The sequence below is a fragment of the Xenorhabdus sp. TS4 genome (assembly GCF_014467265.1).
Lineage (GTDB): Bacteria > Pseudomonadota > Gammaproteobacteria > Enterobacterales > Enterobacteriaceae > Xenorhabdus > Xenorhabdus ehlersii.
This window is the reverse complement of the sequence record NZ_NKHQ01000079.1, coordinates 58,596-83,966: the sequence shown is the minus strand read 5'-3', so window position 1 is coordinate 83,966 and position 25,371 is coordinate 58,596. Positions and strand designations below refer to the sequence as shown.

The 25,371-nt window shown below is 42.5% G+C and carries 26 protein-coding genes; 13 read left to right on the top strand and 13 right to left on the bottom strand.

Translation table 11 applies throughout. The features are described 5' to 3' along the window. Positions 1-20 precede the first annotated feature (20 nt). From Xets_RS16480 to pspA, 5 genes are all read right to left on the bottom strand, one after another. Positions 21-1,109, bottom strand: a complete 1,089-nt coding sequence (locus Xets_RS16480; RefSeq protein WP_187652140.1) for a YcjF family protein — start codon at positions 1,107-1,109, stop codon at positions 21-23. Continuing rightward, a complete protein-coding gene (locus tag Xets_RS16475) occupies positions 1,106-2,503 on the bottom strand; it encodes a YcjX family protein (RefSeq protein WP_187652139.1) in 1,398 nt (465 codons plus the stop codon). Before Xets_RS16475 ends, Xets_RS16480 begins: the two co-directional genes overlap by 4 nt. Positions 2,504-2,613: 110 nt before the next feature. Then, positions 2,614-2,976 (bottom strand): envelope stress response membrane protein PspC, encoded by a 363-nt coding sequence (gene pspC / locus Xets_RS16470; protein ID WP_099132879.1) that lies wholly within the window; start codon positions 2,974-2,976, stop codon positions 2,614-2,616. Continuing rightward, positions 2,976-3,203, bottom strand: coding sequence for an envelope stress response membrane protein PspB (gene pspB / locus Xets_RS16465; protein WP_099132878.1), 228 nt, complete (start codon positions 3,201-3,203; stop codon positions 2,976-2,978). The genes pspC and pspB overlap by 1 nt, the downstream gene beginning before the upstream one ends. Before the next feature lie 32 nt (positions 3,204-3,235). Beyond that, a complete protein-coding gene (pspA, locus tag Xets_RS16460; protein ID WP_099132890.1) occupies positions 3,236-3,907 on the bottom strand; it encodes a phage shock protein PspA in 672 nt (223 codons plus the stop codon). Positions 3,908-4,125: 218 nt separating this feature from the next. Here pspA and pspF point away from each other — a divergent pair, with 218 nt between their 5' ends. From pspF to fabI, 7 genes are all read left to right on the top strand, one after another. Continuing rightward, positions 4,126-5,133, top strand: coding sequence for a phage shock protein operon transcriptional activator (gene pspF, locus Xets_RS16455; RefSeq protein WP_187652138.1), 1,008 nt, complete (start codon positions 4,126-4,128; stop codon positions 5,131-5,133). Between the two features lie 280 nt (positions 5,134-5,413). Next, a complete protein-coding gene (sapA, locus tag Xets_RS16450) occupies positions 5,414-7,153 on the top strand; it encodes an ABC transporter substrate-binding protein SapA (RefSeq protein ID WP_099132876.1) in 1,740 nt (579 codons plus the stop codon). Further along, positions 7,150-8,115 carry a putrescine export ABC transporter permease SapB gene (sapB, locus tag Xets_RS16445; RefSeq protein WP_099132875.1) on the top strand — a complete coding sequence of 322 codons (966 nt, stop codon included), beginning with the start codon at positions 7,150-7,152 and terminating at the stop codon, positions 8,113-8,115. The genes sapA and sapB overlap by 4 nt, the downstream gene beginning before the upstream one ends. Next, the gene (gene sapC, locus Xets_RS16440) at positions 8,102-8,989 is read left to right on the top strand and encodes a putrescine export ABC transporter permease SapC (protein WP_099132874.1); all 888 of its coding nucleotides are present in this window, start codon (positions 8,102-8,104) and stop codon (positions 8,987-8,989) included. Before sapB ends, sapC begins: the two co-directional genes overlap by 14 nt. Further along, the gene (gene sapD / locus Xets_RS16435; protein WP_099132873.1) at positions 8,989-9,981 is read left to right on the top strand and encodes a putrescine export ABC transporter ATP-binding protein SapD; all 993 of its coding nucleotides are present in this window, start codon (positions 8,989-8,991) and stop codon (positions 9,979-9,981) included. Before sapC ends, sapD begins: the two co-directional genes overlap by 1 nt. Then, positions 9,982-10,791 carry a putrescine export ABC transporter ATP-binding protein SapF gene (gene sapF, locus Xets_RS16430; RefSeq protein ID WP_099132872.1) on the top strand — a complete coding sequence of 270 codons (810 nt, stop codon included), beginning with the start codon at positions 9,982-9,984 and terminating at the stop codon, positions 10,789-10,791. A gap of 206 nt (positions 10,792-10,997) precedes the next feature. After that, entirely contained in the window at positions 10,998-11,786 is a 789-nt protein-coding gene (fabI, locus tag Xets_RS16425; protein WP_074019434.1) for an enoyl-ACP reductase FabI, read from the top strand. A gap of 54 nt (positions 11,787-11,840) precedes the next feature. Here fabI and pdxY read toward each other — a convergent pair whose 3' ends face one another. The 4 genes from pdxY to anmK form a co-directional block, all read right to left on the bottom strand. Beyond that, positions 11,841-12,719 (bottom strand): pyridoxal kinase PdxY, encoded by an 879-nt coding sequence (gene pdxY, locus Xets_RS16420; RefSeq protein WP_099132871.1) that lies wholly within the window; start codon positions 12,717-12,719, stop codon positions 11,841-11,843. A 105-nt stretch (positions 12,720-12,824) separates the two neighbouring features. After that, a complete protein-coding gene (gene tyrS, locus Xets_RS16415) occupies positions 12,825-14,096 on the bottom strand; it encodes a tyrosine--tRNA ligase (RefSeq protein WP_187652137.1) in 1,272 nt (423 codons plus the stop codon). A gap of 225 nt (positions 14,097-14,321) precedes the next feature. After that, positions 14,322-14,975 carry a pyridoxamine 5'-phosphate oxidase gene (gene pdxH / locus Xets_RS16410; RefSeq protein ID WP_187652136.1) on the bottom strand — a complete coding sequence of 218 codons (654 nt, stop codon included), beginning with the start codon at positions 14,973-14,975 and terminating at the stop codon, positions 14,322-14,324. A gap of 103 nt (positions 14,976-15,078) precedes the next feature. After that, on the bottom strand, positions 15,079-16,188 hold the full coding sequence (anmK, locus tag Xets_RS16405) for an anhydro-N-acetylmuramic acid kinase (protein WP_099132868.1): 1,110 nt from the start codon (positions 16,186-16,188) through the stop codon (positions 15,079-15,081). A 351-nt stretch (positions 16,189-16,539) separates the two neighbouring features. On the opposite strand from anmK, the gene Xets_RS16400 reads away from it, so the two are divergent. Further along, on the top strand, positions 16,540-17,013 hold the full coding sequence (locus Xets_RS16400) for a glycine zipper 2TM domain-containing protein (protein WP_099132867.1): 474 nt from the start codon (positions 16,540-16,542) through the stop codon (positions 17,011-17,013). An 83-nt stretch (positions 17,014-17,096) separates the two neighbouring features. On the opposite strand, the gene slyA is transcribed toward Xets_RS16400, so the two are convergent. Beyond that, the gene (gene slyA / locus Xets_RS16395) at positions 17,097-17,534 is read right to left on the bottom strand and encodes a transcriptional regulator SlyA (RefSeq protein ID WP_099132866.1); all 438 of its coding nucleotides are present in this window, start codon (positions 17,532-17,534) and stop codon (positions 17,097-17,099) included. A 678-nt stretch (positions 17,535-18,212) separates the two neighbouring features. Continuing rightward, a complete protein-coding gene (locus Xets_RS16390) occupies positions 18,213-18,452 on the bottom strand; it encodes a DUF1289 domain-containing protein (RefSeq protein WP_099132865.1) in 240 nt (79 codons plus the stop codon). 242 nt (positions 18,453-18,694) lie between these two features. Between Xets_RS16390 and gloA the strand changes: the two genes are divergently transcribed. Then, complete coding sequence (gene gloA, locus Xets_RS16385; RefSeq protein WP_099132864.1) at positions 18,695-19,102, top strand: lactoylglutathione lyase; 408 nt, start codon at positions 18,695-18,697, stop codon at positions 19,100-19,102. 179 nt (positions 19,103-19,281) lie between these two features. Continuing rightward, positions 19,282-19,941, top strand: a complete 660-nt coding sequence (rnt, locus tag Xets_RS16380; RefSeq protein WP_099132863.1) for a ribonuclease T — start codon at positions 19,282-19,284, stop codon at positions 19,939-19,941. Between the two features lie 71 nt (positions 19,942-20,012). Here the strand turns inward: rnt and Xets_RS16375 are convergent, their stop codons facing one another. After that, positions 20,013-20,387, bottom strand: a complete 375-nt coding sequence (locus Xets_RS16375; RefSeq protein ID WP_099132862.1) for a Grx4 family monothiol glutaredoxin — start codon at positions 20,385-20,387, stop codon at positions 20,013-20,015. Positions 20,388-20,751: 364 nt separating this feature from the next. Here Xets_RS16375 and sodB point away from each other — a divergent pair, with 364 nt between their 5' ends. Together sodB and purR are read left to right on the top strand one after the other, a co-directional pair. Then, positions 20,752-21,330: a superoxide dismutase [Fe] gene (sodB, locus tag Xets_RS16370; protein WP_099132861.1), complete on the top strand. Its 579-nt coding sequence runs from the start codon at positions 20,752-20,754 to the stop codon at positions 21,328-21,330. A gap of 504 nt (positions 21,331-21,834) precedes the next feature. After that, the gene (gene purR, locus Xets_RS16365) at positions 21,835-22,860 is read left to right on the top strand and encodes an HTH-type transcriptional repressor PurR (protein WP_099132860.1); all 1,026 of its coding nucleotides are present in this window, start codon (positions 21,835-21,837) and stop codon (positions 22,858-22,860) included. A gap of 3 nt (positions 22,861-22,863) precedes the next feature. Here purR and punR read toward each other — a convergent pair whose 3' ends face one another. Next, on the bottom strand, positions 22,864-23,772 hold the full coding sequence (punR, locus tag Xets_RS16360; RefSeq protein WP_099132859.1) for a DNA-binding transcriptional activator PunR: 909 nt from the start codon (positions 23,770-23,772) through the stop codon (positions 22,864-22,866). A 123-nt stretch (positions 23,773-23,895) separates the two neighbouring features. On the opposite strand from punR, the gene punC reads away from it, so the two are divergent. Next, positions 23,896-25,077 carry a purine nucleoside transporter PunC gene (gene punC, locus Xets_RS16355; protein WP_099132889.1) on the top strand — a complete coding sequence of 394 codons (1,182 nt, stop codon included), beginning with the start codon at positions 23,896-23,898 and terminating at the stop codon, positions 25,075-25,077. Positions 25,078-25,371 lie beyond the last annotated feature (294 nt).

Below are 25,371 nucleotides of genomic sequence, written 5' to 3'. Positions count from 1 at the left end.
CTCTGGTATGACAAACGCTATTAATTTGTTACTTTGCCGGTATCTGTATCTTTGGCTGTTCTTTTGTTTTTCATTGGTAACGTACTTTTAAGCTGAGTAAGTAATTGGTGACGAAAATCTCCTAACTTCGGTTTATCTCCATCAATCCATGGCAAAGGCCGACATAATTCCATTGCCTTGATGCCCAAACGGGCTGTAAGCAACCCTGCACCAATCCCTTGTGCAGCACGTGCAGAAAGACGAGCTGCAATGTCCTGTGACAACCAGTCCATACCCACTTCTCTGACTAATTCTGATGCTCCTGCAAAGGCAATATTCAGCAATACTAGCCGAAATAAGCGAATGCGGCTGAAATAACCTAACTCGATGCCATAAAGCACTGCAATACGATTAATGAGTCGAATGTTTCTCCACGCAATAAAAGCCATATCCACGATAGCCAATGGACTGACCGCGATCATCAAAACTGATTCCGCAGCTGAGCGGCTGATCTCTTGCCTGGCTTGTATATCCAAGACCGGCTGAACTAATTTACTGTACAGCATGACAATTTCACGATCATTGTGGGTTTCATGCACAGCAGCCTGCCAACGCTGTAATGCTGGATGTTGTTGATCAATTCCGGCCTGTTCTGCTAATTTTTCACAAAATTGTTTTCCCTTGCCGATGCCGTGGCTTTGCAATAGCGTTTTTGCAGTATCTCGCTCTTCTGTACGCTGCCGCAAATAGTAAAGGCGTCGCCATTCTTTGATCACACTGCCTATACCCGCCAACACAATCATGCTGCCTGCCGCTGCGATCCCCAGAGCAATCCAATCATGCTGCTGCCATGCCTGGTATATCCATTGAACACACTGTGCGGCAACACTCATCCCCAACAGCAGTACAGCACCGGAAAAAACTTTTCGCCAAAAACTGTGTTTCGGTTTCAGTGCTGCATTCACCGCACCTTCAAATTCGCTTTCCTTCTCTTCCACTTCTAGTTCTGACATAACCGGATAGAATTCTTTTTCCTGCTCAGTGAATTCTTTTTTTGCTTTTAGTGGTGGTTCGGACGCTGTTTGTACAAGATCGTCAAAATCCATTCGCGGTTTCAACGGTTCGGTCATGTTAGTTTGTCTCCCAATAAAAATTCCATCACGCTATCCATGCGAATATGGGGTAACGGTGTGTTAACATCGACGGGTTTTGGCCGGAAGGATTCGAAATTAAACCCCTGTTTTTGCCAGAATTCACTATTCGGCAAGCGCTGTGGCACTTCTCCCGGAAAAAATGTCAATAACTTATCATCTGACAAGCGATTGCCCTTGATGGCCGGGATTTTTTCACCTTTATGCATAACAATGCCGCTCTCTGTTGCTTGAACAGATGCAAGTCCCACACAATCCATGCTGATCCCTTCAAACGCTGCATTTTGCCACGCTTCCTGTACCAATTGTTGTAAGAGTGAAACGAGATTGGCATGTTGATCTGGCGTAATATGATCAGCTTTGCTGGCAGCAAACAGCAATTTATCGATGCAAGGCGAGAATAAACGACGAAACAGTGTTCGTTTACCATAATGAAAACTCTGCATAAGTTGTGTCAATGCAAGCCGCATATCATTGAATGCTTGCGGGCCACTATTCAATGGTTGCAAGCAATCCACCAAAACTATCTGCCGATCAAAACGCAGAAAATGCTCTTTATAAAACACTTTAACGATATGATCACAATAATAAGCAAAACGCTCGCGCAACATGCCTATGTTGGTGTGTTTATCCGCCCTTGCCAGTTGTGGTTCCCCGATCCTGTCAATATCTGGCCACGGGAAAAATTGCAGCGCGGGTGCTCCCGCCAGATCACCCGGCAAGATAAAACGGCCAGGTTGGATAAAGTAAAAACCCTGCTGCTTACATTGATGCAGGTAATCCGTATAAGCCTGAGCGATTTTGGCAAGTAAATTTTCATCAGCAGGCGCTAGTGGATCACATTGCTGACATAACGCTAACCATGACTTAGCCCAATTCGCCCTTTCCCCTTTCAGTAATCCGTGCATATGCCGTGACCACGCCAGGTAGTTTTGTTCCAGCATGGGTAAATCCAATAACCATTCGCCCGGATAATCGACAATTTCCAGATAAAGGGGGGTAGTTTCTTTGAGGTAACGAAACAGGGAATCTTCAGAACGATAACGCAATGCTAAGCGTATTTCACTCACGCCACGCGTTGGCGTCGGCCAGTGAGGAGGTGTGTCATATAATTCTGTTATATTTTCATCATAGGTAAAACGAGGCACCCCAAAATCTCGCTGTGGCACCCGCTTCACACCAAGCAAACGCCCATCGCGCACGGCAGAAAACAGCGGCAATCTGGCTCCACCGTGAATATGCAAAAGTTGGTTTACCAAGGAAGTAATAAATGCGGTTTTTCCACTGCGACTTAATCCTGTTACCGCCAGTCGCAAATGACGGTCCATTCCACGATTAACGAGAGCTGTTAGTTCGTTTTGCAACCGTTTCATGTTTCTCCTAAATGGGAATACCGTGAATCAGTCTCATCCGGCCTGTAACCTTGGCAAAATTTAATCTTATTTCCGCTGTTACAGACCAGATCCCATGCTATCCACTGCGCTCAGAGCTGGCGGAAACGGCTGCGCACATTGTAAGTATCAGAAGTCACATAGCGTTCCATTTGACGCAAACGTGCTTCGCTTGTCTTCAATTGGTAATCTATTTCGTCCAACATCTTCTGTGATGATGGCCCTCTATACTTTTCCTCTGCTGAATATCCCGCAGGTGCGGGATCCATGACAAAGGTTAAGATAATATAAGCCAATACCGTTATGCCAAATAGACCAAAGAACAGCGATAATACCGCGATAGTACGAATAAGCGGAGCAGGTACGTCAAAATAGTCTGCCAGCCCGGCACAAACTCCTTTAACTACCCCCTGCTCTGGCAGACGGTAAAATTTTCGACGGTATTGATTTGACATTATGACTGTCTCCAATTTGGATGCTCTGCGTCAAGGATATCTTCTAACGTTTTGATCCGTTCTTGCATACGCCTGGCATTCTCGGTCAACTGTTCTAAACGCTGAATTTCACTGTTCCCTAACTGATCCCGATTGCTGTTGCGGTTGCTGTAATGCAGCCACAACCAAATGGGTAAGACAAAAAGCACAAAAATGATCAGCGGGATACCAAGAAATATATAGCCCATTATCTTTCCTTAGTTATGTATGACATATGTCATCATTGAGAATCTTTGATATTCATTTTAGCTTTCAAGGCCGCTAATTGTGCACTGATTTCATCATCTGCCTTCAATTCTGCAAATTGCTGATCGAGTGATTTCTGTTTACCTAATCCAAAAGCTTCTGCTTCCGCTTCCATATGATCTATCCGGCGTTCAAACTGTTCGAAGCGCGCCATTGCCTCATCGATTTTACCACTATCCAACTGACGGCGTACCTGGCGCGAAGATGCTGCGGCCTGATGACGCAGTGCCAATGATTGTTGTCTCGCACGCGCTTCTGTCAATTTATTTTCCAGCTCAGTCACTTCGCCTTTGATGCGTTCCAGTGTCTCATCCAGAATGGACAATTCGTGTGTTAGCGTTTCAACTAAGCTACTGACTTTCTGTTTTTCAATTAACGCTGCACGCGCTAAATCTTCTTTACCCTTGCTTAGTGCCAATTCAGCTTTCTCTTGCCAGCCATCGATTTGGTTTTCACCCATGTTGATACGGCGCAAAAGCTGCTTTTTCTCTGCCAGGGTACGGGCAGAAGTCGAGCGGATTTCCACCAGTGTGTCTTCCATTTCCTGAATCATCAAGCGGATCATTTTCTGTGGATCTTCTGCTTTATCCAGCAGAGAAGAGATATTGGCATTCACGATATCAGCAAAACGAGAAAAAATCCCCATAGTCATAAACCTCTTTCATTAGAATGTATATATGTTATGCCTGTGTATTGTTAAATATGGATATAAGATACACGGTAAGGCACTTAACTAAATACAAGATACATGCCAACTTTTTTGTTTTTCTTATCCAATTGAAATTACTAATATAATTTTTTCTTTGCTTTTTTATTACAATTAGCTAACTTAGTCAAATTAACCAATTTTTGGCGAAAAATACCATGCCCCAGTTCATTGACAACCTATTAGGTGAAGCAAATTGTTTTATTGAAATTTTGGAACAAGTCTCCGCATTAGCGAAGTTGAACAAACCTGTTTTAGTTCTGGGAGAACGAGGAACAGGTAAGGAGTTAATTGCCCGACGTTTACACTATCTTTCTCCACGTTGGCAAGGCCCTTTCATTTCCCTGAACTGTGCAGCACTCAATGAAAATCTGCTTGACTCAGAACTATTTGGTCATGAGGCGGGTGCATTCACGGGTGCTCGTTCAAAACACCAAGGGCGCTTTGAGCGAGCCGACAGCGGAACCTTGTTTCTTGACGAACTCGCTACTGCCCCCATGCAAGTACAGGAGAAATTACTGCGTGTCATTGAATATGGTCACCTGGAGCGTGTTGGCGGTACTCAGTCATTACAAGTTGATGTACGCTTGATCTGTGCCACCAACGAAGATTTACCTGCCATGGCTGCCCGTGGGAAATTCAGGTCTGATTTGCTCGACAGACTCGCGTTCGACGTGGTTCATATCCCACCACTGCGCCAACGGCAACAGGATATTATGTTACTGGCACAGAATTTTGCGATTCAGATGTGCCGTGAGTTAGATCTGCCATTTTTCCCCGGATTTACTGACGAAGCCAAACAACAGTTACTTTCCTACCACTGGCCTGGAAATGTTCGCGAATTAAAAAATGTCATCGAACGCTCTATTTATCGGCATGGTAATAGTGAAAATGAATTAAACACGATCGTCATCAACCCCTTTTCACCATCACAGCAAACTGTTCTCCCATCCACTGAGAGTAAGATGATCAATGAATTCCTTCCCAAATTACCTCTCGATTTAAGACAGTGGCAAAACGACAGCGAAAAGAGTTTAATCATACAAGCTTTGACAGAAAGCCAATTTAATCAGAAAAAGGCCGCTGACAAACTTAATTTGACTTACCACCAGTTCCGCGGGTTAATCAAAAAATACGGTATTGATGTTAATGGCAAGGTAGAGTAGACAGATAAAGAAGATAGTAGAAAAAAAGTAGCCGGCACCCGAGCCGGCTAATAAAAATACTGGAAGCAATGTGAGCAATGTCGTGCCTTATTTGAGATACATACTTGCTATTACAAGGTGTCTCCCTGAAAGCACATGCGAATGATAATACTTATCAATTACACTTGTAAAGCATTTTATTGAGAATTTTTCTCATTATCGTGATCTGTCCGTTGTTTTTGAGCAGAAAGCGTTAATTAAGTTACAATGGCCAAACTCTTTTTTATGACTGGCATTTTATATGCGTTATTTGATTTACTGGATGATATTATTGATTTCCGCCCCTACTCTGGCGACCAGCAATGCTACTCCAGAAACTGCTGCGGAACCCATTCCAGAACCGACTAAAATGATTCCAGAATCGAGGCCAAACAGTACCTCGGAAAGTCTGCCTCATATATCGACATCCTTACGGCAGAACGGTTTTATTTATTGCGTTAATGGCAATTTGAATACGTTTAACCCGCAAATGGCTATCAGCGGCTTGACCGTGGATACGCTTGCTGCACAGATTTACAATCGCTTGCTGGGCGTTGATCCTCTTACCTATCGTCTGGTTCCTGAACTGGCTACTAATTGGAAAGTGCGGGATAACGGGGCAACTTATCGCCTTTACCTGCGTCATAATGTTGCTTTCCAATCAACCGATTGGTTTACACCAACCCGTGCAATGAACGCGGATGATGTTGTTTTCAGTTTCCGCCGTGTTTTCGATAAGACACATGATTATCATGATGTTAATGGTGGTCATTATCCCTATTTTGACAGTTTGCAATTTGGTGATTCAGTTAAGGATATTCGGAAAATCAACCAATATACTGTCGAATTTCGCCTTAATGCACCCGATGCTTCTTTTCTCTGGCACCTGGCAACCCACTATGCTCCTATATTGTCCCAGGAATATGCTGAAAAATTGCAGCAAACAAATAGACAGGGGCAAATAGATTGGAAACCTGTCGGAACCGGCCCCTTCATGCTGGAAGATTATCAGATGGACCAATTTATCCGCCTTGTCCGCCATGATAAGTATTGGAAAGGTAAACCGCGCATGGAACAGGTTGTGATAGACACTGGTGCGGGCGGCACTGGTCGGATCTCAAAATTGCTCACAAGTGAATGCGATGTACTGGCTTATCCCGATGCTAATCAGTGGAATATTTTGCACGAGGATCCAAATCTGCGTCAGACACTACGTTCAGGCATGAATATCGCTTATCTCGCTTTTAATACCAGTAAACCACCATTGGATCAGTTAGCCGTTCGTCAAGCCATTGCTTACGCCATCAATAACCAACGCCTGATGAAATCCATTTACTATGGTACGGCAGAGACGGCGGCCTCTATTTTACCTCGTGCATCATGGGCGTATGATAATCGTGCTGAAATCACCGAATACAATCCTGAAAAATCCCGCAAGATGTTAAATGAGCTGGGATTAAGTGGGTTGGAATTAACTTTATGGGTTCCAACGGCTTCACAATCCTATAACCCAAGCCCTCTGAAAATGGCGGAGCTGATTCAGGCCGATTTGGCACAAGTTGGTATTAAGATGTCTATCCGTCCCGTCGAAGGCCGTTTTCAGGAAAACCAACTCATGGATAAAACCCATGATATGACGCTGGCAGGCTGGTCTACTGATAGCAACGATCCTGATAGTTTTTTCCGCCCATTATTGAGTTGTGCCGCCATTGCGTCGCAAACGAATCTGAGCCGTTGGTGTAACTCAGCTTTTGATGATGCTCTTCATGAGGCCTTATTAAATCAACAACTTGCTTCACGCATCAAAAATTATCATGTTGCACAAGAAATCCTCGCGCAGCAACTGCCTGTATTGCCACTGGCTTATTCGATGCGTCTACAAATCTCTCGTTATAACATTCAAGGATTGGTGCTCAGCCCGTTTGGCAATAGTTCCTTTGACAAAGTCTACCGCGAACAGGAAGCCTCCGTTCCTGATGAAAATAAAAAGGGAAGCAAATGATTATTTATATCCTGCGTCGTTTATTGCTTCTGGTTGTGACGTTGTTTTTTCTATCATTAATCAGTTTCAGCCTGATGTATTTCACACCTCATGGTGCCTTGAGTGGCGCATCACTATCAGATGCCTATGTCTACTATTTCCGTAGCTTGCTCCAATGGGATTTTGGTATTTCCAGAATTAATGGGGAACGAATTATTGAACAACTGTATACTGTTCTCCCTGCCACGATGGAACTGTGTGTCCTCTCTTTTTCCATGGCATTGTTAATCGGTATTCCTCTTGGAATTATTGCTGGCGTCTGGTGCAACAAAAAAGTAGATATCATTATCAGTACATTCGCCCTATGTGGTTTTTCCATTCCGGTTTTCTGGCTGGCGTTACTGCTGACCCTGCTTTTTTCACTGTATTTGGGCTGGCTGCCTGTCTCAGGACGATTCGACTTACTCTATCGGATGGAGCCTGTCACGGGTTCTGCACTGATTGATGCCTGGCTGTCAAAGGCGCCTTACCGCAATGAAATGATCATGAGCGTTATTCTGCATATGGTTCTGCCCGTTATCACGCTGGCCGTTGCTCCTACTACTGAAGTTATCCGTTTGATGCGCAATAGTGCAGAAGAAGTTTCAGGCGAAAATTATATCAAATCAGCAGCAACACGCGGTTTATCACGGCTAACTATCATTCGTCGCCATTTATTGCATAATGCCTTGCCGCCCATCATCCCTAAGTTGGGGTTACAATTTTCAACCATGCTCACATTAGCTATGGTGACAGAGCAAGTCTTTAACTGGCCAGGTTTAGGGCGCTGGCTCATCAGCGCCATCCGCCAGCAGGATTATTCCGCAATCTCGGCGGGCGTCATGGTGGTAGGCACACTGGTTATTTCCGTTAATATTCTGACAGATATTATTGGCGCGATGGCTAATCCCCTGAAGCATAAGGAATGGTATGCCGTTAGATAATTTTTACCGAGAAAAGAAAATGCCGTCGCCATTGAGAGTTATCTGGCGGTTTTTCTATGCTGATATATTAGCAATGACAGGTTTTTATGGGGTGTTAATTTTAATTGCACTGTGCCTGTTGGGCGATCTTTTCGCCCCATATCGGCTTGACCAACAATTCATGTCCCAACTTATGCCACCTTCATGGTCGCATCACGGTAATGTCGCCTTTTTCCTTGGAACTGACGATCTCGGCCGTGATATTTTCAGCCGCCTATTGATTGGCACATCTTCCACATTTGGGGGAGCATTGGTGGTCACTGCGGCAGCAGCCATTGCAGGATTAATCATCGGTAACATTGCCGGCATGACTCATGGTTTGAGATCGGCGGTTATGAACCATATTCTTGATACCTTGCTCTCTATTCCTTCATTGCTACTGGCTATCATTGTTGTTGCTTTTGTTGGCGCCAGCCTGCACCATGCCATGATTGCCGTTTTTCTGGCATTGCTACCAAGAATAGTACGTACCGTTTATACTGCTGTGCATGACGAACTGGATAAAGAATACATTATTGCAGCGCGTCTGGATGGTGCTTCAAACTACCATATTTTACGTTATGCCGTTCTCCCTAATATCACTGCGGTGATAGTCAGTGAATTAACCCGTACCCTCTCTATCGCTATTCTTGATATTGCCGCACTGGGATTTCTCAATCTTGGTGCACAACTGCCATCCCCCGAATGGGGAGCTATGCTGGGAGATTCATTAGAATTGATCTATGCTGCCCCCTGGACTGTTATGTTACCCGGAGCAGCAATTATGCTCAGTGTCCTGCTGGTTAACTTACTGGGTGACGGTCTGCACCGCGCTATTAACGCAGGAGTCGAATGATGCCATTGCTTGATATTCGAAACCTTACCATTGAATTCATGACGGCAGAAGGTCCCGTCAAAGCTGTTGACCGAATGAGTATTTCACTGACAGAAGGTGAAATATTGGGTTTGGCTGGCGAATCAGGCTCCGGCAAGAGTTTGATTGCCAAAGCAATTTGTGGTGTCACAAAAGATAACCTGAAAGTCACCGCAGATCGTTTCCGTTTTAACGATATTGATTTATTGCGCCTGACACCACGGCAGCGCCGTAAGGTGATTGGTCACAATATTTCAATGATTTTTCAGGAGCCACAGTCATGTCTCGATCCATCCGAAAATATTGGTAAACAAATTATTCAATCTATTCCTGGATGGACTTATAAAGGCCGTTGGTGGCAGAGATTTAATTGGCGAAAACGTCGTGCAATTGAGTTGTTGCACCGTGTTGGTATTAAAGATCACTCTGACATCATGCACAGTTACCCTTATGAATTAACAGAAGGTGAATGTCAAAAAGTGATGATTGCCATTGCACTTGCCAACCAGCCACGATTGCTGATTGCCGATGAGCCAACCAATGCAATGGAACCAACGACACAGGCACAAATATTCCGTTTGCTGTCAAGCCTCAATCAGAACAACAACATGACTATCCTGTTAATCAGTCATGACCTGCAAATGATGAGTAAACTGGTCAAACGCATCAATGTGCTGTATTGCGGTCAGACAGTGGAAAGCGCTACACCGGATGAATTGCTGGTGAAACCTTACCATCCCTATACGCAAGCGCTGATCCGTTCAATTCCTGATTTTGGCAGTCCGTTACCACACAAAAGTCGGTTAAACACGCTGTCTGGAGTTATTCCATCACTGGAACATTTACCGGTAGGTTGCCGTTTGGGACCACGTTGCCCTTATGCACAAAAAACCTGTATTGCAACCCCACGGCTACGGGTGATTAAGGGCCATGCATTCGCCTGCCATTTCCCTTTGAATATGGAGGAACCGTAAGTGGTTGAGACATTGCTGGAAGTGAAAAACCTGACTAAAACATTTCGCTATCGAACCGGACTATTTCGCCGTCATCAACTCGACGCCGTAAAACCAGTGAGCTTTACCCTGCAACCAAAAAAAACCCTCGCTATCCTTGGAGCAAATGGTTCCGGTAAATCCACACTAGCTAGAATGTTATCAGGGGTTATTGAACCGACTTCAGGTGAAATTCTGATTAACGCTCATAAGCTGTCTTACGGGGATTATAGCTACCGTAGCCAGCGCATTCGCATGATTTTTCAAGATCCCAGCACATCACTGAATCCTCGTCAGCGCATTGGTCAGATTCTGGACATGCCGTTAATTTTGAATACGAAGTTATCTCCCTCCGAACGGGAAAAACGTATCAACCAAACATTGCGTCAAGTTGGTTTACTGCCAGATCACGCCAATTATTACCCACATATGCTCGCATCAGGGCAGAAACAGCGTGTGGCTTTGGCACGGGCTCTAATATTGCAACCACAAATCATTGTTGCAGACGAAGCCCTGGCGTCCCTTGATCTGTCAATGCGTTCTCAAATCATCAACTTGATGCTGGAATTACAGGAAAAACACGGTATTTCATATATTTATGTCACCCAGCATCTCGGTATGATGAAACATATCAGTGATCAAGTGCTGGTAATGCATCAAGGGGAAGTTGTCGAGCGTGGCAATACAGCGGAGGTTCTGGCTTCTCCGCTGCATGATATTACCCGCAAATTGATAGCCAGCCATTTTGGTGAAGCCCTGTCTGCTGAAGCATGGCGACAAGATATCACCTAATGCTTTTATTGGATGTATTTTAATCACTGATCGGAACAGAATGGGAAACTCACCACATTTTCCTCCGGCATGGTAGAATCATCCCCGTTTATTCACCATAAATACCGTAGTCATGGTTAGAGATTTATTATTTCTGTTTTTCCATGACTTTTGGTGTTTGATCACAAAGAACAATTTTGATCATAAAGAACAATAAGGATACTGCTATGGGTTTCATGACCGGCAAGCGCATTCTCATTACTGGCGTCGCCAGCAAACTGTCTATTGCTTATGGAATTGCCAAGGCAATGCACGATCAAGGAGCAGAGCTGGCTTTCACTTACCAAAATGACAAGTTGAAACCTCGTGTCGAAGAATTCGCCGCATCACTGAATTCAGATATCGTTCTGCCATGTGACGTGGCTGAGGATGAAAGTATCGACGCATTGTTCGTTGAATTAGGCAAAGTATGGCCTAAATTTGATGGTTTTGTTCACTCTATCGGTTATGCGCCAGCTGACCAGCTTGATGGTGATTATGTTAACGCTGTTAACCGTGAAGGTTTCAAAATTGCCCATGACATCAGCGCATACAGCTTTGTCGCAATGGCGAAAGTCTGCCGTAATATGCTGAATCCGGGTTCTGCCCTGCTCACCTTGAGTTATTTGGGTGCTGAGCGTGCAATTCCTAACTATAACGTCATGGGTCTGGCGAAAGCTTCTCTGGAAGCAAACGTGCGTTATATGGCAAATGCAATGGGTGCTGAAGGCGTCCGTGTTAACGGTATCTCTGCTGGCCCAATCCGTACTCTGGCAGCTTCTGGTATCAAAGACTTCCGGAAGATGCTGGCACACTGTGAAGCGGTTACACCTATTCGCCGCACTGTGACAACTGAGGATGTCGGTAATGCTGCTGCCTTCTTGTGTTCAGATCTGGCTGGCGGTATTAGCGGTGAGATCTTGCATGTTGATGGTGGCTTCAGCATTGCGGCCATGAACGAGTTAGAGTTAAAGTAATAGTATGTTAAAAACAGTTCCATCCATAAAATTATGGGTGGGACTGTTTTTTTATTAGTCTATTCTGACAGCATGAAATTGATGTTCTGGAGTAACTATCCTATCTTGTGCGGCAACAATCTGTAATTCATATTCCTCACTCTTTTGCGTTTCCAGCATCACTTCGTAGACCGCTGCTGCAACATGTTCTAAAGCAGCTTGTAATGCTTCATTTGTCAAAGAAGGGATTTTCAATAGATTGGCGAGAAACAAACCACTCGTTAAGTCACCAACACCAACTGGTTGACGTGCCCCTGTATCAATTAATGGACGGCTAACGTGCCAACTATGTTCTTTAGTTACCAAAAGCATTTCAAAACAATCAGCCTGATAACCTGCACGACTCAAATGCTTAACCAATACTAACTTGGGTCCTTTTTCACATAACTCACGCGCAGCAGATATCGCTTGTTCTACGCTACCAATTTTCCGCATCGTCAATGTTTCAAGTTCCAACAAATTAGGGGCAATAACATCACTGGCAGGTAGGGCTTTATCACATAAAAATTCAGCAACGCCTGGAGCAACTATACATCCTTTTTCTGGATGTCCCATGACAGGGTCACAGACATACCATGCATCAGGGTTGGCTTCTTTAACCTGCTTCACGATATCAAGGATATAATTTCCCTGCTCCGCAGAACCAATATAACCACTCAGGACTGCATCACAGGATGCGAGTTTATTAATTTCACCAATTCCCTGCACGATTTCAGTCAAATGTTCCGGCGGCATTACATAACCACGCCATTGAGGATACTGGGTATGGTTTGAAAATTGAACCGTATTTAATGCCCATACGTTCACCCCCATACGCCGCATCGGAAAAACAGCCGCACTGTTTCCGGCATGACCAAAGACAACATGAGACTGAATTGAAAGAACATTATTCATGATAAGACCTAATTTATTATTTTTAATTTATGAATAGATAATATTTATAATGACATCAGATACATTAAGGGCAACATTATCGTTGCCCTTAATAATATCAGTTAATTATTTCCAATTGATAAGGCAATAATGTTTCTTACCACGACGTAATAAGCTATAACGCCCAAATAAACAATCATTATCCGTAAATACATACATAGGTTCGGATTGTTTTTCACCATTGATGGAAACGGCATTAGAGCTAATCATGGTACGGGCCTGCCCACGAGAAGGAACAAATTCGGCGGTGACCAGTGCTTGTTGCAGATCCCCACCTTTTTCAAGTTCTATTGTCGGCATTCCATCTTGTGCCAATTGAGCGAAATCTTCTTCGGTCAAATCAGCAATCGCTCCTGAAAATAAACTCTCAGTGATACGTTTCGCTGCTGCAAGCCCTTCTTCGCCATGCACCAGACCAGTCACTTGTTCTGCCAGTACATATTGGGCACGTGGAGCTTTACCGCTGTTCTTATCTTCTTCTTCCAGCGCATTAATTTCTTCAATGCTCATGAAAGTAAAGAATTTCAGGAAACGGTAAACATCTGCATCTGCTGTGTTAATCCAGAACTGGTAAAATTTGTACGGACTAGTTTTCTTCGGATCCAACCAAACTGCCCCACCTTCAGTCTTACCAAATTTAGTTCCGTCTGACTTGGTGATCAGTGGTACGGTCACGCCAAACACTTGTTTCTGGCTTAAGCGACGAGTCAAATCAATACCTGAAGTAATGTTACCCCACTGGTCTGAGCCACCAATTTGTAATTCAACACCATATTTTCTATTCAAATTTGCAAAGTCATAAGACTGCAATAGGTTATAAGAAAACTCAGTGTACGAAATACCAACATCATCACGGTTAAGACGTTGTTTTACTGCTTCTTTGTTGATCATCTGGTTGACGGAGAAGTGCTTACCGATATCACGCAGGAAAGTCAGCACATCCATTTGACCAAACCAATCGTAGTTATTGGCTAATTCTGCACCATTTTCACCATCAAAGCTAAGGAACGGGGAAACCTGGTTACGAATTTTCTCAACCCACTCTTCGACCGTTGTTTCTGTGTTCAATTTGCGTTCAGTTGCTTTAAAACTTGGATCACCAATCAAACCTGTCGCCCCACCAACCAACGCAATAGGTTTATGCCCAGCAAGTTGGAATCGTTTTAAACACAGCAAGGGAACCAGATGGCCCAAGTGCAAGCTGTCAGCGGTAGGGTCGAAGCCACAATAGAGAGAAACCGAACCTTGCGCCAGTCTCTCAGCTAACGCCTCTTCATCCGTTACCTGGGCAACAAGGCCCCGCTCTTGCAGTTGTTTAATCAGGTTATTGCTAGACATTAATGACTCCATCAGTTTGTATACTTTGCTTATATTTCTATACTCTTCTTTCACGTTGCCGCCTTGTTAGCTACGCTGCAACTTGAAACCTATTGGGTATATAAGCATCTCGTGATAAATCAAGTGCTATAGCATAAAACGCCAGTCATATAAGTGCCAGTATTAAAAACAGTAATTATTTCCCCTACTTTGCAAATCACTGCCTGATTGGCTGTAATTTGCAATTTAAGGAGCCAAACGGTCAACATTCCACTTATCACCATCACGTTGATACAGGAAACGATCATGAAGACGATGGGCACCTCCCTGCCAAAATTCAACTGAATCAAATTTGACCTTAAATCCGCCCCAAAAACTTGGGAGAGGTACTTCACCATTTTGGAATTTCTGTTTCAGCTCCAAAAACTTCCCTTCCAAAATGCTTCTGGCTGAAACCTTTGAGGATTGCTGGGAAGCCCAAGCTGCAATTTGGCTATCCCTCGGACGGCTATGAAAATATTTTACAACCTCAACCGGAGATAAACGCTCAGCTCTGCCGAGAAAACTGACCTGTCGTTCCAATTGATACCAGGGAAAGTGGAGACTAATCCGGTTATTCTGGGCCAGATGTTTTGCCTTGCGACTGCCAAGATTGGTGTAGAATATCAAGTTATTAGTATCAAAATGTTTTAATAGAACGATGCGTTGATAAGGCTGCCCATATTCATCTACTGTAGCAATACACATTGCCGTCGGATCGCTGAGCTTCGCTTCACAAGCCTGCTTTAACCAACGTTCAAAAAGTTCAATCGGTTCTTCGGTAAGATCTTTTCGCCTTAACCCACCACGTATATATTCACGGCGCAGTTCTGCGATATCTGTTTCATTATTTTCTGACATTTCTAACTCTCGATTTATTAATGAGTATTAGCATATCATTGTTATCTGTTAGCTAACGGTCTTCTAATAATGATCATCTGTTAACTGACCATTATCCAACCAATTATCTGACAACTGGGTAAATTGCCCCTAAAATCGTTTCTCTATCCGCCCCTGTGACTGATGGTAAATTACCAGACAACCCAGACATTGTTCGGAATGACAGCCAGGCAAATGCCAGTGCTTCCATATCGTCACCACTCAAACCATATTTGTCTGTCGTAGCTACTTCAGTACCCGGCAATAAAACCGATAACCGATTCATCACGAGTGGATTACGCGCCCCGCCACCACATACCAAAAGACGGTCACACCCACCACTCAACATAATTTGCTGAGCAATGCTTACAGCCGTGAGTTCAGCCAATGTGGCTTGAACATCCACTGGTGCAACATCAGGGAAATCAGCCAACTGTTTCTCCAACCACGCCATATTAAAGTACTCACGCCCTGTGCTCTTCGGTGCAGTACGTGCGAAATAGGGATCAGAAAGCATTTTTTGGAGTAAAGATTCATTAACAGTACCTTCACTGGCCCACTGTGCATCTTTATCGTAAGGCAACTGCTTATGCCGCCATGTCCAAGCATCCATCAGCATATTGCCCGGTCCGGTATCATATCCTTTAACGGCTGAGTTAGGCAGAAGTGCTGAGATATTTGCTATTCCGCCAATGTTTAAAATAATCCGCCTTTCTGTCGGATGTCCCAATACAGCCATATGAAATGCGGGTACTAAAGGAGCTCCCTGCCCACCATAAGCCATGTCACGCCGTCTGAAATCACCGACCGTTGTAATATTGGTAAGTGCTGCTACACGGTTATTGTCACCGATTTGCATGGTAAAAGGTTTTTCACCATCCGGCTCATGCCATACGGTCTGCCCATGACATCCGATTGCTATAATATCATTTGCAGTCAGCCCTGCTTTATTCAGTAACCCTTGAACAGCTTCCGCAAAGAGAGTGCCAAGTTCATAGTCAAATCTTCCGACCATTGATAATGTCGTCTGCTGTCCTTGACAAATGGATAGCAATTTTTGCTTAAGCTCTTGCGGAAAAGGATGGCTATAACTCACTTGCTGAGTAACAATTTTATCACTAATCTCCGCCAAAATAACATCAACCCCATCCATGCTGGTGCCAGACATCACACCAATATAACGTCCTGACTTCATAAATACTCCTCTATTAAATAATGGATCACATTTAACATGTGGATTACATTTAATCTTGCGTAAACTATAAAACACATCTATTCGGACTATATATGTTTAATGATCATTATCAGAGATAAAATCTGAGTTTTGGAAAGCTCTTCACAAAACATGCTAAACTTTTGGTCAGGAATTATTCCTTTCAGAGTTCATCGTGAACATTTATTATATGTAAATATGCATTATTAGTAGCCGGCAAATTTATTAGTTCTGCTGCTAACAATAGTATCTACTACTGAGAATAGTAGCCGAACACTTGGTGATAAGTTTATTCTCAAGCTTCCCTATCGGGCATTAAAATTAGGAGTGATTATGTTAAAACGTTTCCTGGTTGGCGCAGTTGTAGTAACCACGTTGTCTGGCTGTGCAGACATGGGAGCACTTTCTAGTGATACTTACTCTATTGGTCAAGCCAAACAAGCTCAAACTGTGACTTATGGCACCATTCTATCTGTACGCCCCATCACGATTAAAGGCAAGCAAGCTGGTGATCCTAATATGTTAGGTCTCATTGGTGGTGCTGTTTTGGGAGGATTGCTAGGTAATACAGTTGGTGATGGTTCTGGTCAAAGGCTTGCCACAGCTGCAGGTGCTATTGCTGGCGGCCTGGCTGGTCAAAGAATCGAAGGTGCTTTAGACCAAACGAAAGGTATTGAGCTAGAAATTCGTATGGACAGCGGAAAAAATATCATCATAGTACAAAAGTTAGACAGCACCGTATTCAGCAGAGGGCAACGTGTCAGGATCGCAAACAGCGGAGATTCTTTGACTGTATCACCACTCTAAAATGTTTAAATAACGCAAGACAAAAAATCGCGGTTTACCAGTAACAAGATCTGGGCCGCGATTTTATTATTATAGATTAATTTTTATATTACCTGTTTGTGCAATTGGTTAATATTTTTTTCAATTTTCTTTATTACAGAAGCAAGCAGAATTAACTCATCATGAGTAATTCCCTCCAAAATTTCTTTTCTTGTAGAACCAATAACACTATCCACTTCTCTAATAAAGTTTTCCGATTCTTTGGTTAATTTGATTCTTTTTGCACGTCGATCATTGGCACATGTATGGCGTGTAATCAGTTTCTTTTCTTCTAATTGATCAAGCGTTCTCACCAAAGATGGTTGCTCAATACCAATAGCTTTTGCGAGCTGTATCTGGGACTGCTCTGGTGGTAGTTGACTAATATTGTATAGAGTAACCCAATGCGTCTGAGTTAATTTCAACGGTTTCAAACGATGATCAATTAAAGCGCGCCAGATACGGACTAAACGTGCCAGATCTGATCCCAATGTCAATTCCAATTACCCCTCCTTATAATTAGAGACTCATATAACATCAATGAATTATCCAATCAGTTTATTCATATGAATAATGGATACGCACTCTATATCATGCTTACATTAGCAGAGTCAGCAATTTCGCTAATTACCTAATTAGTATCGCGTTGGCTTGTTACTTAAAGTTGACATCTTCGTCGCCCTAAAGAGCGAAATTGTACGGCGCACCGAATAAAATCGCGCATTAATCCACCAACGATATAAACTGTATAAAATAATCCTTCAACTAAACTATTGTAAGTTTAAATATCAACAAAAAAAGTACAATCCCCCAAAATATATACATTTCAACTCGGTTAAAGTTCTATAAGAATAACCGCCATCCAAGTACTAATCTATATATTTTTACATTAATATCATTTTTCTCTTACAGAGATTGATAACATCAAAATAAATAACATAAAAAACAATAAGATAACAAAACAGTTTCTTTTTTGTTCAATAAATAATTCTTTAATAAGAAATTTTTACTGAAATGATTAAGATAGACAACAGAAGTGATATTTTGAAATGACTTATGTCAAATAAAAGAAATGTAATATAAATAATATATCATTTATGGCTAGTAATATTTCTTATTTTTGCGATCATCCTAAACTATAATTCATATAAATGATATTTTTTAGCCAATTCAGAGTGGAATTAAAATAAATCGGGTTGTCTTGGAATAATATTTCTTTCCTCTTCCTTTCTTCTCGGCTCTCTTAGTTTTCTCTGACGACATAACCGCAATATTTCTCTTTTTTCACTATCCGATAATTTCGTCCATATAAATCGCTCTTTCCTACTACGATAACATCCTCGGCAAAAACCACGGGGATCAGATTCACAAACTCCCCGACAAGGGTTTGGAATAGCAAAAAATTCTAATTGTTTAGCCATCTCATCCCCCTACATCCAGGCTTATCAAGCATTCCCATAATGAGGCCGTTTATTGACCAGTATAAACTTCGCCCTTGTCATTTCAAAATAAAATGGTAACAACTTAAAGGTAAACAAACCGGATAATTTGAATTATCTGATCTATACACGCTATAGTTAACCAATCATATGCAGATATGTGAGCCAAGTTTTTGTAATAAAGCTATGTTTCGCAATAAAACTATAAAGACCAAGAGGTAATCATGCGTTTACTCCACACTATGATCCGGGTTGGCAACATGCAGCGCTCAATTGATTTCTATACTCAGGTAATGGGTATGCGTTTACTTCGCACCAGCGAAAATCCAGAGTATAAGTATTCTCTCGCGTTTGTTGGTTATACCGATGAAAGTCAAGGCGCAGTCATTGAGCTAACCTATAATTGGGATGTTGAAAACTACGAAATGGGAACCGCATTTGGACATATCGCCTTAGGTGTTGATGATGTTGCAGCAACCTGTGAACACATCAAACTTGCAGGAGGGAAAGTAGTTCGCGAAGCAGGGCCAGTTAAAGGTGGAACAACCGTCATTGCATTCGTTGAAGATCCTGATGGCTATAAGATTGAACTCATCGAAAATTCAAGTGCCAGCAATGCATTAGGCAACTAACTCTATCAATAACTATCGAGTTATAGTTAGAAATTATTTAAATACCTAAATAAGGGCATCTTGCCCTTTAATTCCCCACCGAATAAGCATTACTTCTGCAAGACACACCAAATTTTGTCATAATGCCCACTATTCCAAAGTTAAAAAATAGAATCCTGAAGCTAAGAACTGAAAATCAGATGTCTAATCAAAATGATCAAAATATGCTAAGTGGGCGCTTTCGTGGCTACTATCCCGTTGTCATTGATGTCGAAACCGCTGGTTTTAATGCGCGTACAGACGCTTTGCTTGAAATTGCTGCAATTACTTTAAAAATGGATGAAGATGGTTGGCTAACACCTGCCAATACGCTACATTTTCATATCGAGCCTTTTGAAGGGGCTAATCTTGATCCTGCCGCTCTCGCTTTCACTGGCATTGATCCTACAAACCCCTTGCGAGGCGCTGTCAGTGAATATACTGCCTTGCACGCAATTTTTAAAATGATCCGCAAGGGCATGAAAGACACGAATTGTAACCGTGCAATTATGGTCGCCCATAATGCCAATTTTGATCACAGTTTTGTCATGGCTGCTGCTGAACGTGCTGGTTTGAAACGCAATCCATTCCATCCGTTCGCTACTTTTGATACCGCTGCACTCAGTGGCTTGGTTCTTGGCCAGACAATTCTTGCCAAAGCCTGCATCACAGCGGAAATTCCGTTTGACAGCAATCAGGCCCATAGCGCACTTTATGATACGGATCGAACTGCCCTGCTTTTCTGTGAACTGGTTAATCGCTGGAAACGTCTAGGTGGTTGGCCGCTACCATCTACTGATGCAGCCAGCTGCGAATCCTAAAAAAGCAAGCCCCATACCAATTAAAGTATGGGGCTATGAAAAGTAGCCATTATTCAGATGAATAACTGACCTTATTCCTGCTCACGATACTTGTCGGCAGTCTCTTTGATCAGTGTTTGTAGTTCACCGCGTTGATACATCTCAACAAGAATGTCACAACCTCCCACCAACTCACCATCAACCCAAAGTTGAGGAAAAGTCGGCCAATTAGCATACTTAGGTAATTGAGCTCGGATATCTGGATTTTGCAGAATATCCACATAAGCAAAACGTTCACCACAAGCTGATAAGGCCTGAACTGCCTGTGCAGAGAAACCGCAGCTTGGCAATTTTGGTGAACCTTTCATGTACAACAGAATTGGGTTTTCTCTGATCTGACGTTCGATTTTTTCAATGACTGCATCAGCCGTTGTATCAGTAACCGTGTTAGTGTTTATATTAGTCATTTTTGCTTCCTTAAAAACTGCAAGCGCTATTTATTAGCATAAGATAAAGATTGATTCAGAATACCACTTTCTACGCTAATTTTTCTACCGTGAACTTTATATGGCAAATTTTTGCCATGACTTGCAGTAAATGATCATTAAATATTTCCACTCCAACTGACTGTATTCAATCCATGTTAAGTTTAGTTCTGCACCAGTTCGCAGCGTGATAGCATCTTTTTCCCTGTTATTTAGCAGAAAAGTTGTTAAGATAATTATCAAAATAGTAACACGATAATAAGCTTAAATTTGCCCTGCCCATGGTTAGTGTCTAAGCCATGGTTTGCGGAGCCAAAAACCCGATATTAATAAAAAGGAGCATGCAATGTCTTTTGAATTACCAGCATTACCTTATGCCAAAGATGCCCTGGAACCACACATTTCTGCAGAAACCCTGGAATACCACTACGGCAAACATCACAACGCTTATGTTGTAAACCTGAATAATCTGATTAAAGATACTGAGTTTGCCGGAAAATCTCTGGAAGAGATTATCAAAACATCTGAAGGTGGTATCTTCAATAACGCAGCACAAGTTTGGAACCATACTTTCTACTGGCATAGCCTGTCACCAAATGGTGGTGGCGAACCAACCGGAAAAGTAGCAGACGCTATCAACAATGCTTTCGGCTCTTTTGCTGAGTTCAAACAGCAATTCACTGACGCAGCCCTGAAAAACTTTGGTTCTGGTTGGACTTGGTTAGTCAAGAAAGTTGATGGCACTCTGGCTATTGTTAACTCTTCTAATGCAGCAACCCCATTGACTGGCGAAGATAAGCCAGTACTGACCGTTGATGTTTGGGAGCACGCATATTACATTGATTACCGCAATGCACGCCCTCAATATTTAGAGCACTTCTGGGCTCTGGTCAACTGGAAATTTGTTGAAGAAAATCTGGCTTAATAAGATTCGTTCTTAATACTAGCTTGAAATAATAAGGGCAGGTTTTCCTTCATGCGCGGAATTTCGTATGCTGGAGAACCCCCCCTTTAAAGTAAGTGGGACTACAAATTCTTCTTTTAGATCTTGATCAGATCAGGCAGAGGCTCCCCAGAAAAACAATCATGATTAATGCACTACTGGCGGCCAATAATCCCAATTTCAGATCTGTATCCATAGAACATCCTCAATGTGAAAATTAAGACACTTCAACATCCTAAATTTTAAGCAGTTATTTGCCATATTATCTAAAAATCATACCGCAATATTTAATCCATACTCTTTATAGCATCGATTATTGCTTTCACTTTTGAGCTAGATCAGACAAAATTCAAGGTTTACCGCTAAATTATTGCCAACCATCACCCTGTATATAAATATATTGGTAAACGATTAACAAATAGCTATACCCGACAAGAAAGATAAAGGGTATATAAATTAGACCAGAAGGTCAGGAGTCCTTTTTTCATGGCAACGATTAAAGATGTGGCTAAACGCGCTGGTGTTTCGACTACAACCGTATCCCATGTGATCAATAAAACCCGTTTCGTCGCCGAAGATACAAAGGCCGCAGTTTGGGCCGCTATTAAAGAATTGAACTATTCTCCCAGTGCCGTTGCCCGCAGCTTGAAAGTTAACCACACCAAATCCATTGGATTGCTGGCAACATCAAGTGAAGCACCCTACTTTGCTGAGATTATAGAATCGGTTGAAAATAGCTGCTATAGCAAAGGTTATACATTGATTTTATGTAATTCTCATAACAACCTTGATAAACAGAAAGCTTACCTCGCGATGCTGGCACAAAAACGAGTAGATGGTTTGCTGGTAATGTGTTCAGAATATCCTGAGCAACTTTTGAACATGTTGGAAGGCTATCGTAATATTCCTATGGTAGTCATGGATTGGGGAGAATCCAGAGGCGATTTTACCGATGCAATTATTGATAATGCCTTTCATGGTGGTTACCTGGCTGGCCGTTATCTCATTGAACGTGGTCATCGTGATATTGCATCTATTCCTGGGCCATTGGCAAGAAATACTGGAGGAGGGCGCCACCAAGGTTTCCTTAAAGCACTAAAAGAAGCCAATATCGCTATTCGGGATGAGTGGATTGTACAAGGTGATTTTGAACCTGAGTCCGGTTATCAAGCTATGTACAAGATCCTGAATCAAAAACATCGTCCAACTGCTGTTTTTTGTGGTGGAGATGTCATGGCTATGGGAGCAATTTGTGCAGCCGATGAGTTGGGATTACGCGTTCCACAAGACATTTCAATCATCGGTTATGATAATATTCGCAATGCCCGCTATTTTACGCCAGCATTAACAACCATCCACCAACCCAAAGAGCGTTTAGGGCAAATGGCCTTTTCAATGTTACTGGACAGGATCGTCAATAAACGTGAGGATGCACAAACTATCGAAGTCCACCCACGCCTTGTTGAACGGCGCTCTGTTGCAGATGGACCTTTTATCGATTATCGCCGCTGACGGTTAATTTTCTTGCAGCCATTCGGCATTAAGCGTTTCGCTATCCCCCAGATAATCAAGTAACCAGCTTAATGCCGGTGAATGGCTTTTTTGCGACCATGTTAAGCAGCATGGGCTGTCAGGCAATGGTTGTTCAAGTTCAAGTGTAATCAACTTGCCTTTACGGATCAGCGGTTGCGCACGGTGTTTAGGCACCATACCTACACACAATCCATCCATCAAGCAACTTAATCCAACATCCCAATCAGGGACAATCAGTCTCCGCTGATTATCCAAAGCCCATGTATCACGCTTAGGCAAACTGCGTGAGGTGTCTTCAAGACATAAACTGGGATAAGGCCGCATTTGGTCATCATTCAATTTTCCCGATATTACTGCCAGTTCGTGTTCAGGACTGGCTACACACAACCAAGGCATGAACCCCATATCCCTGAAGCTATATCGCTCACCAACAGGGGCAGCACGTGTCGCTCCGATGGCGACATCCACCCGTCCATCCACCAAAGCATCCCACACGCCATTGAAAACTTCAGGATAGATAAGTAATTCAATATCTGGAAAATGGCGATAAAAATCCAAAATTAGCCGAAGCGTTCGCTCTGGTTTTACTACCTGATCAACCGCAATACTAAATTGTCCCCGCCAACCATTGGCAACCTGTTGGCACTGGTGCCGAGTGTGATTCATTTTTTTGATAACAGAACGCGCTTCTTTGACAAAAATTGCCCCCGCTTCCGTTAAATCAACATCACGATGACGACGTTCAAACAGAGGTACTGCCAGCCATTCTTCAAGCTGTTTTACCGTATAGCTGACAGCAGAAGGCACACGATGAAGTTCTGATGCAGCCGCGCTGAAACTTCCTGTTCTGGCAACAGCATCAACGACTTCCAGAGAGTATTCAGACCACATATATCTTCCTTTCAATTTTTTTCACAACATGGTGCAAATATTACCGTTTCACAAGTAAAAATCATGCTATATAAAATAAGCCAAATATTTCCTTATCCACTACAAAACCTGATTATTAACACAATGACAACAAATAAAAACTCCATTCCATTTATGTCTTATCTCGCGGGTTTAAGCATGTTAGGCTATCTGGCCATTGATATGTATCTGCCCGCTTTTGATACAATGAAAGCAGAATTAGGTACATCAACTAATGCTATTAGTGCGAGCCTTAGCATTTTTCTTGCCGGATTTGCTTTTGCACAACTTTTATGGGGTCAATTGTCTGACCGTTTAGGCAGAAAACCTGTTCTTATTATCGGCCTATCCCTGTTTTCCATTAGTTGTTTAGGTATGCTTTGGATAACGGGTCCGATCCAGTTATTGGTATTGAGATTTATGCAAGCGGTTGGCGTTTGTTCCGCTGCGGTGACTTGGCAGGCTTTAGTCGTCGACAGATATGATGCAGAGCGTACCAAACGTGTTTTTGCCATGATCATGCCTTTGGTTGCTCTTTCCCCTGCTCTTGCTCCTTTGTTGGGCGCATGGCTATTGACACATAATGGTTGGAGAGTCATTTTCCTTGTTTTAATGATCGTAACGATATTGCTGTTAATACCAACATTTTTTCTGACTAATAAGCGTACTAGTATCGAAACCCACGCTGATAAAAAGGCAGTTTCTTTCTTTACGTTATTAACTTCCCCAGTTTTTAACGGAAATGTATTGATCTATGCATCTTGCAGTGCCGGTTTTTTTGCCTGGCTAACGGGTTCACCAACAATTTTGAAAGATATGGGTTATGACCCTACCGATATTGGCTTAAGTTATATTCCCCAAACTCTGGCATTTATGATTGGCGGGTATGGTTGCCGTATCTTACTGGAAAAAGTAAAAAGTGAAACGGTATTCCCATTTCTGTTGGTGGGCTATGCTGTAAGCATGATCATTATTTGCTTGATTTCCATATTAAGTGAACCTTCATTTATAGCCATTCTTATTCCTTTTTGTGTGATGGCGGCAATGAATGGTGCATCCTATCCAATTGCAGTAGCAAATGCTCTGTCTGTTTATCCTCAGGATAGTGGTAAAGCGGCTGCATTACAAAATGCCCTGCAATTGGGCCTCTGTTTTGTTGCGAGTATGATCGTCTCTGTATTTATGGAATACCCTCTTTTATCGACGACAACAACAATGGCGCTTACGGTTGTTCCAATGTCTGTCGGTTATTGGCTGCAAAAACAAGGTGTTGAAAAAAACCACTAAACATGAATACAATAATTCTCCAAAAAAATAATAGTTAAGAACATTATTATCTAAAGGTTACACCATTATGTGACCTTTAGATGATTGTTTAAATACTATTTCACTCATATACTCATACGGATTCATTATTCTAAAAACTCGGAATTTGAGGTCTCTCAGAGCATTGACGCTCTATTTAATTTCAGGATGAATAGGCAATATGTGCTTTTCAATGCAATTTCTATATTATTTTCCAATAAACCTTCGGGGTTTTATATAATAAAAATCAGCTACAAAGTGACACCTCAAAATTCC

Excerpts from the sequence above, each read along its gene's own strand:
- Xets_RS16475 (WP_187652139.1), bottom strand. The coding sequence starts at position 2,503 with ATGAAACGGTTGCAAAACGAACTAACAGCTCTCGTTAATCGTGGAATG.
- pspA (WP_099132890.1), bottom strand. The coding sequence starts at position 3,907 with ATGGGGATTTTTTCTCGTTTTGCTGATATCGTGAATGCCAATATCTCT.
- gloA (WP_099132864.1), top strand. The coding sequence starts at position 18,695 with ATGCGTTTACTCCACACTATGATCCGGGTTGGCAACATGCAGCGCTCA.
- Xets_RS16480 (WP_187652140.1), bottom strand. The coding sequence starts at position 1,109 with ATGACCGAACCGTTGAAACCGCGAATGGATTTTGACGATCTTGTACAA.
- sapD (WP_099132873.1), top strand. The coding sequence starts at position 8,989 with ATGCCATTGCTTGATATTCGAAACCTTACCATTGAATTCATGACGGCA.
- sapA (WP_099132876.1), top strand. The coding sequence starts at position 5,414 with ATGCGTTATTTGATTTACTGGATGATATTATTGATTTCCGCCCCTACT.
- punR (WP_099132859.1), bottom strand. The coding sequence starts at position 23,772 with ATGTGGTCTGAATACTCTCTGGAAGTCGTTGATGCTGTTGCCAGAACA.
- purR (WP_099132860.1), top strand. The coding sequence starts at position 21,835 with ATGGCAACGATTAAAGATGTGGCTAAACGCGCTGGTGTTTCGACTACA.
- tyrS (WP_187652137.1), bottom strand. The coding sequence starts at position 14,096 with ATGTCTAGCAATAACCTGATTAAACAACTGCAAGAGCGGGGCCTTGTT.
- punC (WP_099132889.1), top strand. The coding sequence starts at position 23,896 with ATGACAACAAATAAAAACTCCATTCCATTTATGTCTTATCTCGCGGGT.
- pdxH (WP_187652136.1), bottom strand. The coding sequence starts at position 14,975 with ATGTCAGAAAATAATGAAACAGATATCGCAGAACTGCGCCGTGAATAT.
- anmK (WP_099132868.1), bottom strand. The coding sequence starts at position 16,188 with ATGAAGTCAGGACGTTATATTGGTGTGATGTCTGGCACCAGCATGGAT.
- sapB (WP_099132875.1), top strand. The coding sequence starts at position 7,150 with ATGATTATTTATATCCTGCGTCGTTTATTGCTTCTGGTTGTGACGTTG.
- Xets_RS16390 (WP_099132865.1), bottom strand. The coding sequence starts at position 18,452 with ATGGCTAAACAATTAGAATTTTTTGCTATTCCAAACCCTTGTCGGGGA.
- pdxY (WP_099132871.1), bottom strand. The coding sequence starts at position 12,719 with ATGAATAATGTTCTTTCAATTCAGTCTCATGTTGTCTTTGGTCATGCC.
- fabI (WP_074019434.1), top strand. The coding sequence starts at position 10,998 with ATGGGTTTCATGACCGGCAAGCGCATTCTCATTACTGGCGTCGCCAGC.
- Xets_RS16400 (WP_099132867.1), top strand. The coding sequence starts at position 16,540 with ATGTTAAAACGTTTCCTGGTTGGCGCAGTTGTAGTAACCACGTTGTCT.
- pspC (WP_099132879.1), bottom strand. The coding sequence starts at position 2,976 with ATGTCAAATCAATACCGTCGAAAATTTTACCGTCTGCCAGAGCAGGGG.
- rnt (WP_099132863.1), top strand. The coding sequence starts at position 19,282 with ATGTCTAATCAAAATGATCAAAATATGCTAAGTGGGCGCTTTCGTGGC.
- Xets_RS16375 (WP_099132862.1), bottom strand. The coding sequence starts at position 20,387 with ATGACTAATATAAACACTAACACGGTTACTGATACAACGGCTGATGCA.
- pspF (WP_187652138.1), top strand. The coding sequence starts at position 4,126 with ATGCCCCAGTTCATTGACAACCTATTAGGTGAAGCAAATTGTTTTATT.
- pspB (WP_099132878.1), bottom strand. The coding sequence starts at position 3,203 with ATGGGCTATATATTTCTTGGTATCCCGCTGATCATTTTTGTGCTTTTT.
- sapC (WP_099132874.1), top strand. The coding sequence starts at position 8,102 with ATGCCGTTAGATAATTTTTACCGAGAAAAGAAAATGCCGTCGCCATTG.
- sodB (WP_099132861.1), top strand. The coding sequence starts at position 20,752 with ATGTCTTTTGAATTACCAGCATTACCTTATGCCAAAGATGCCCTGGAA.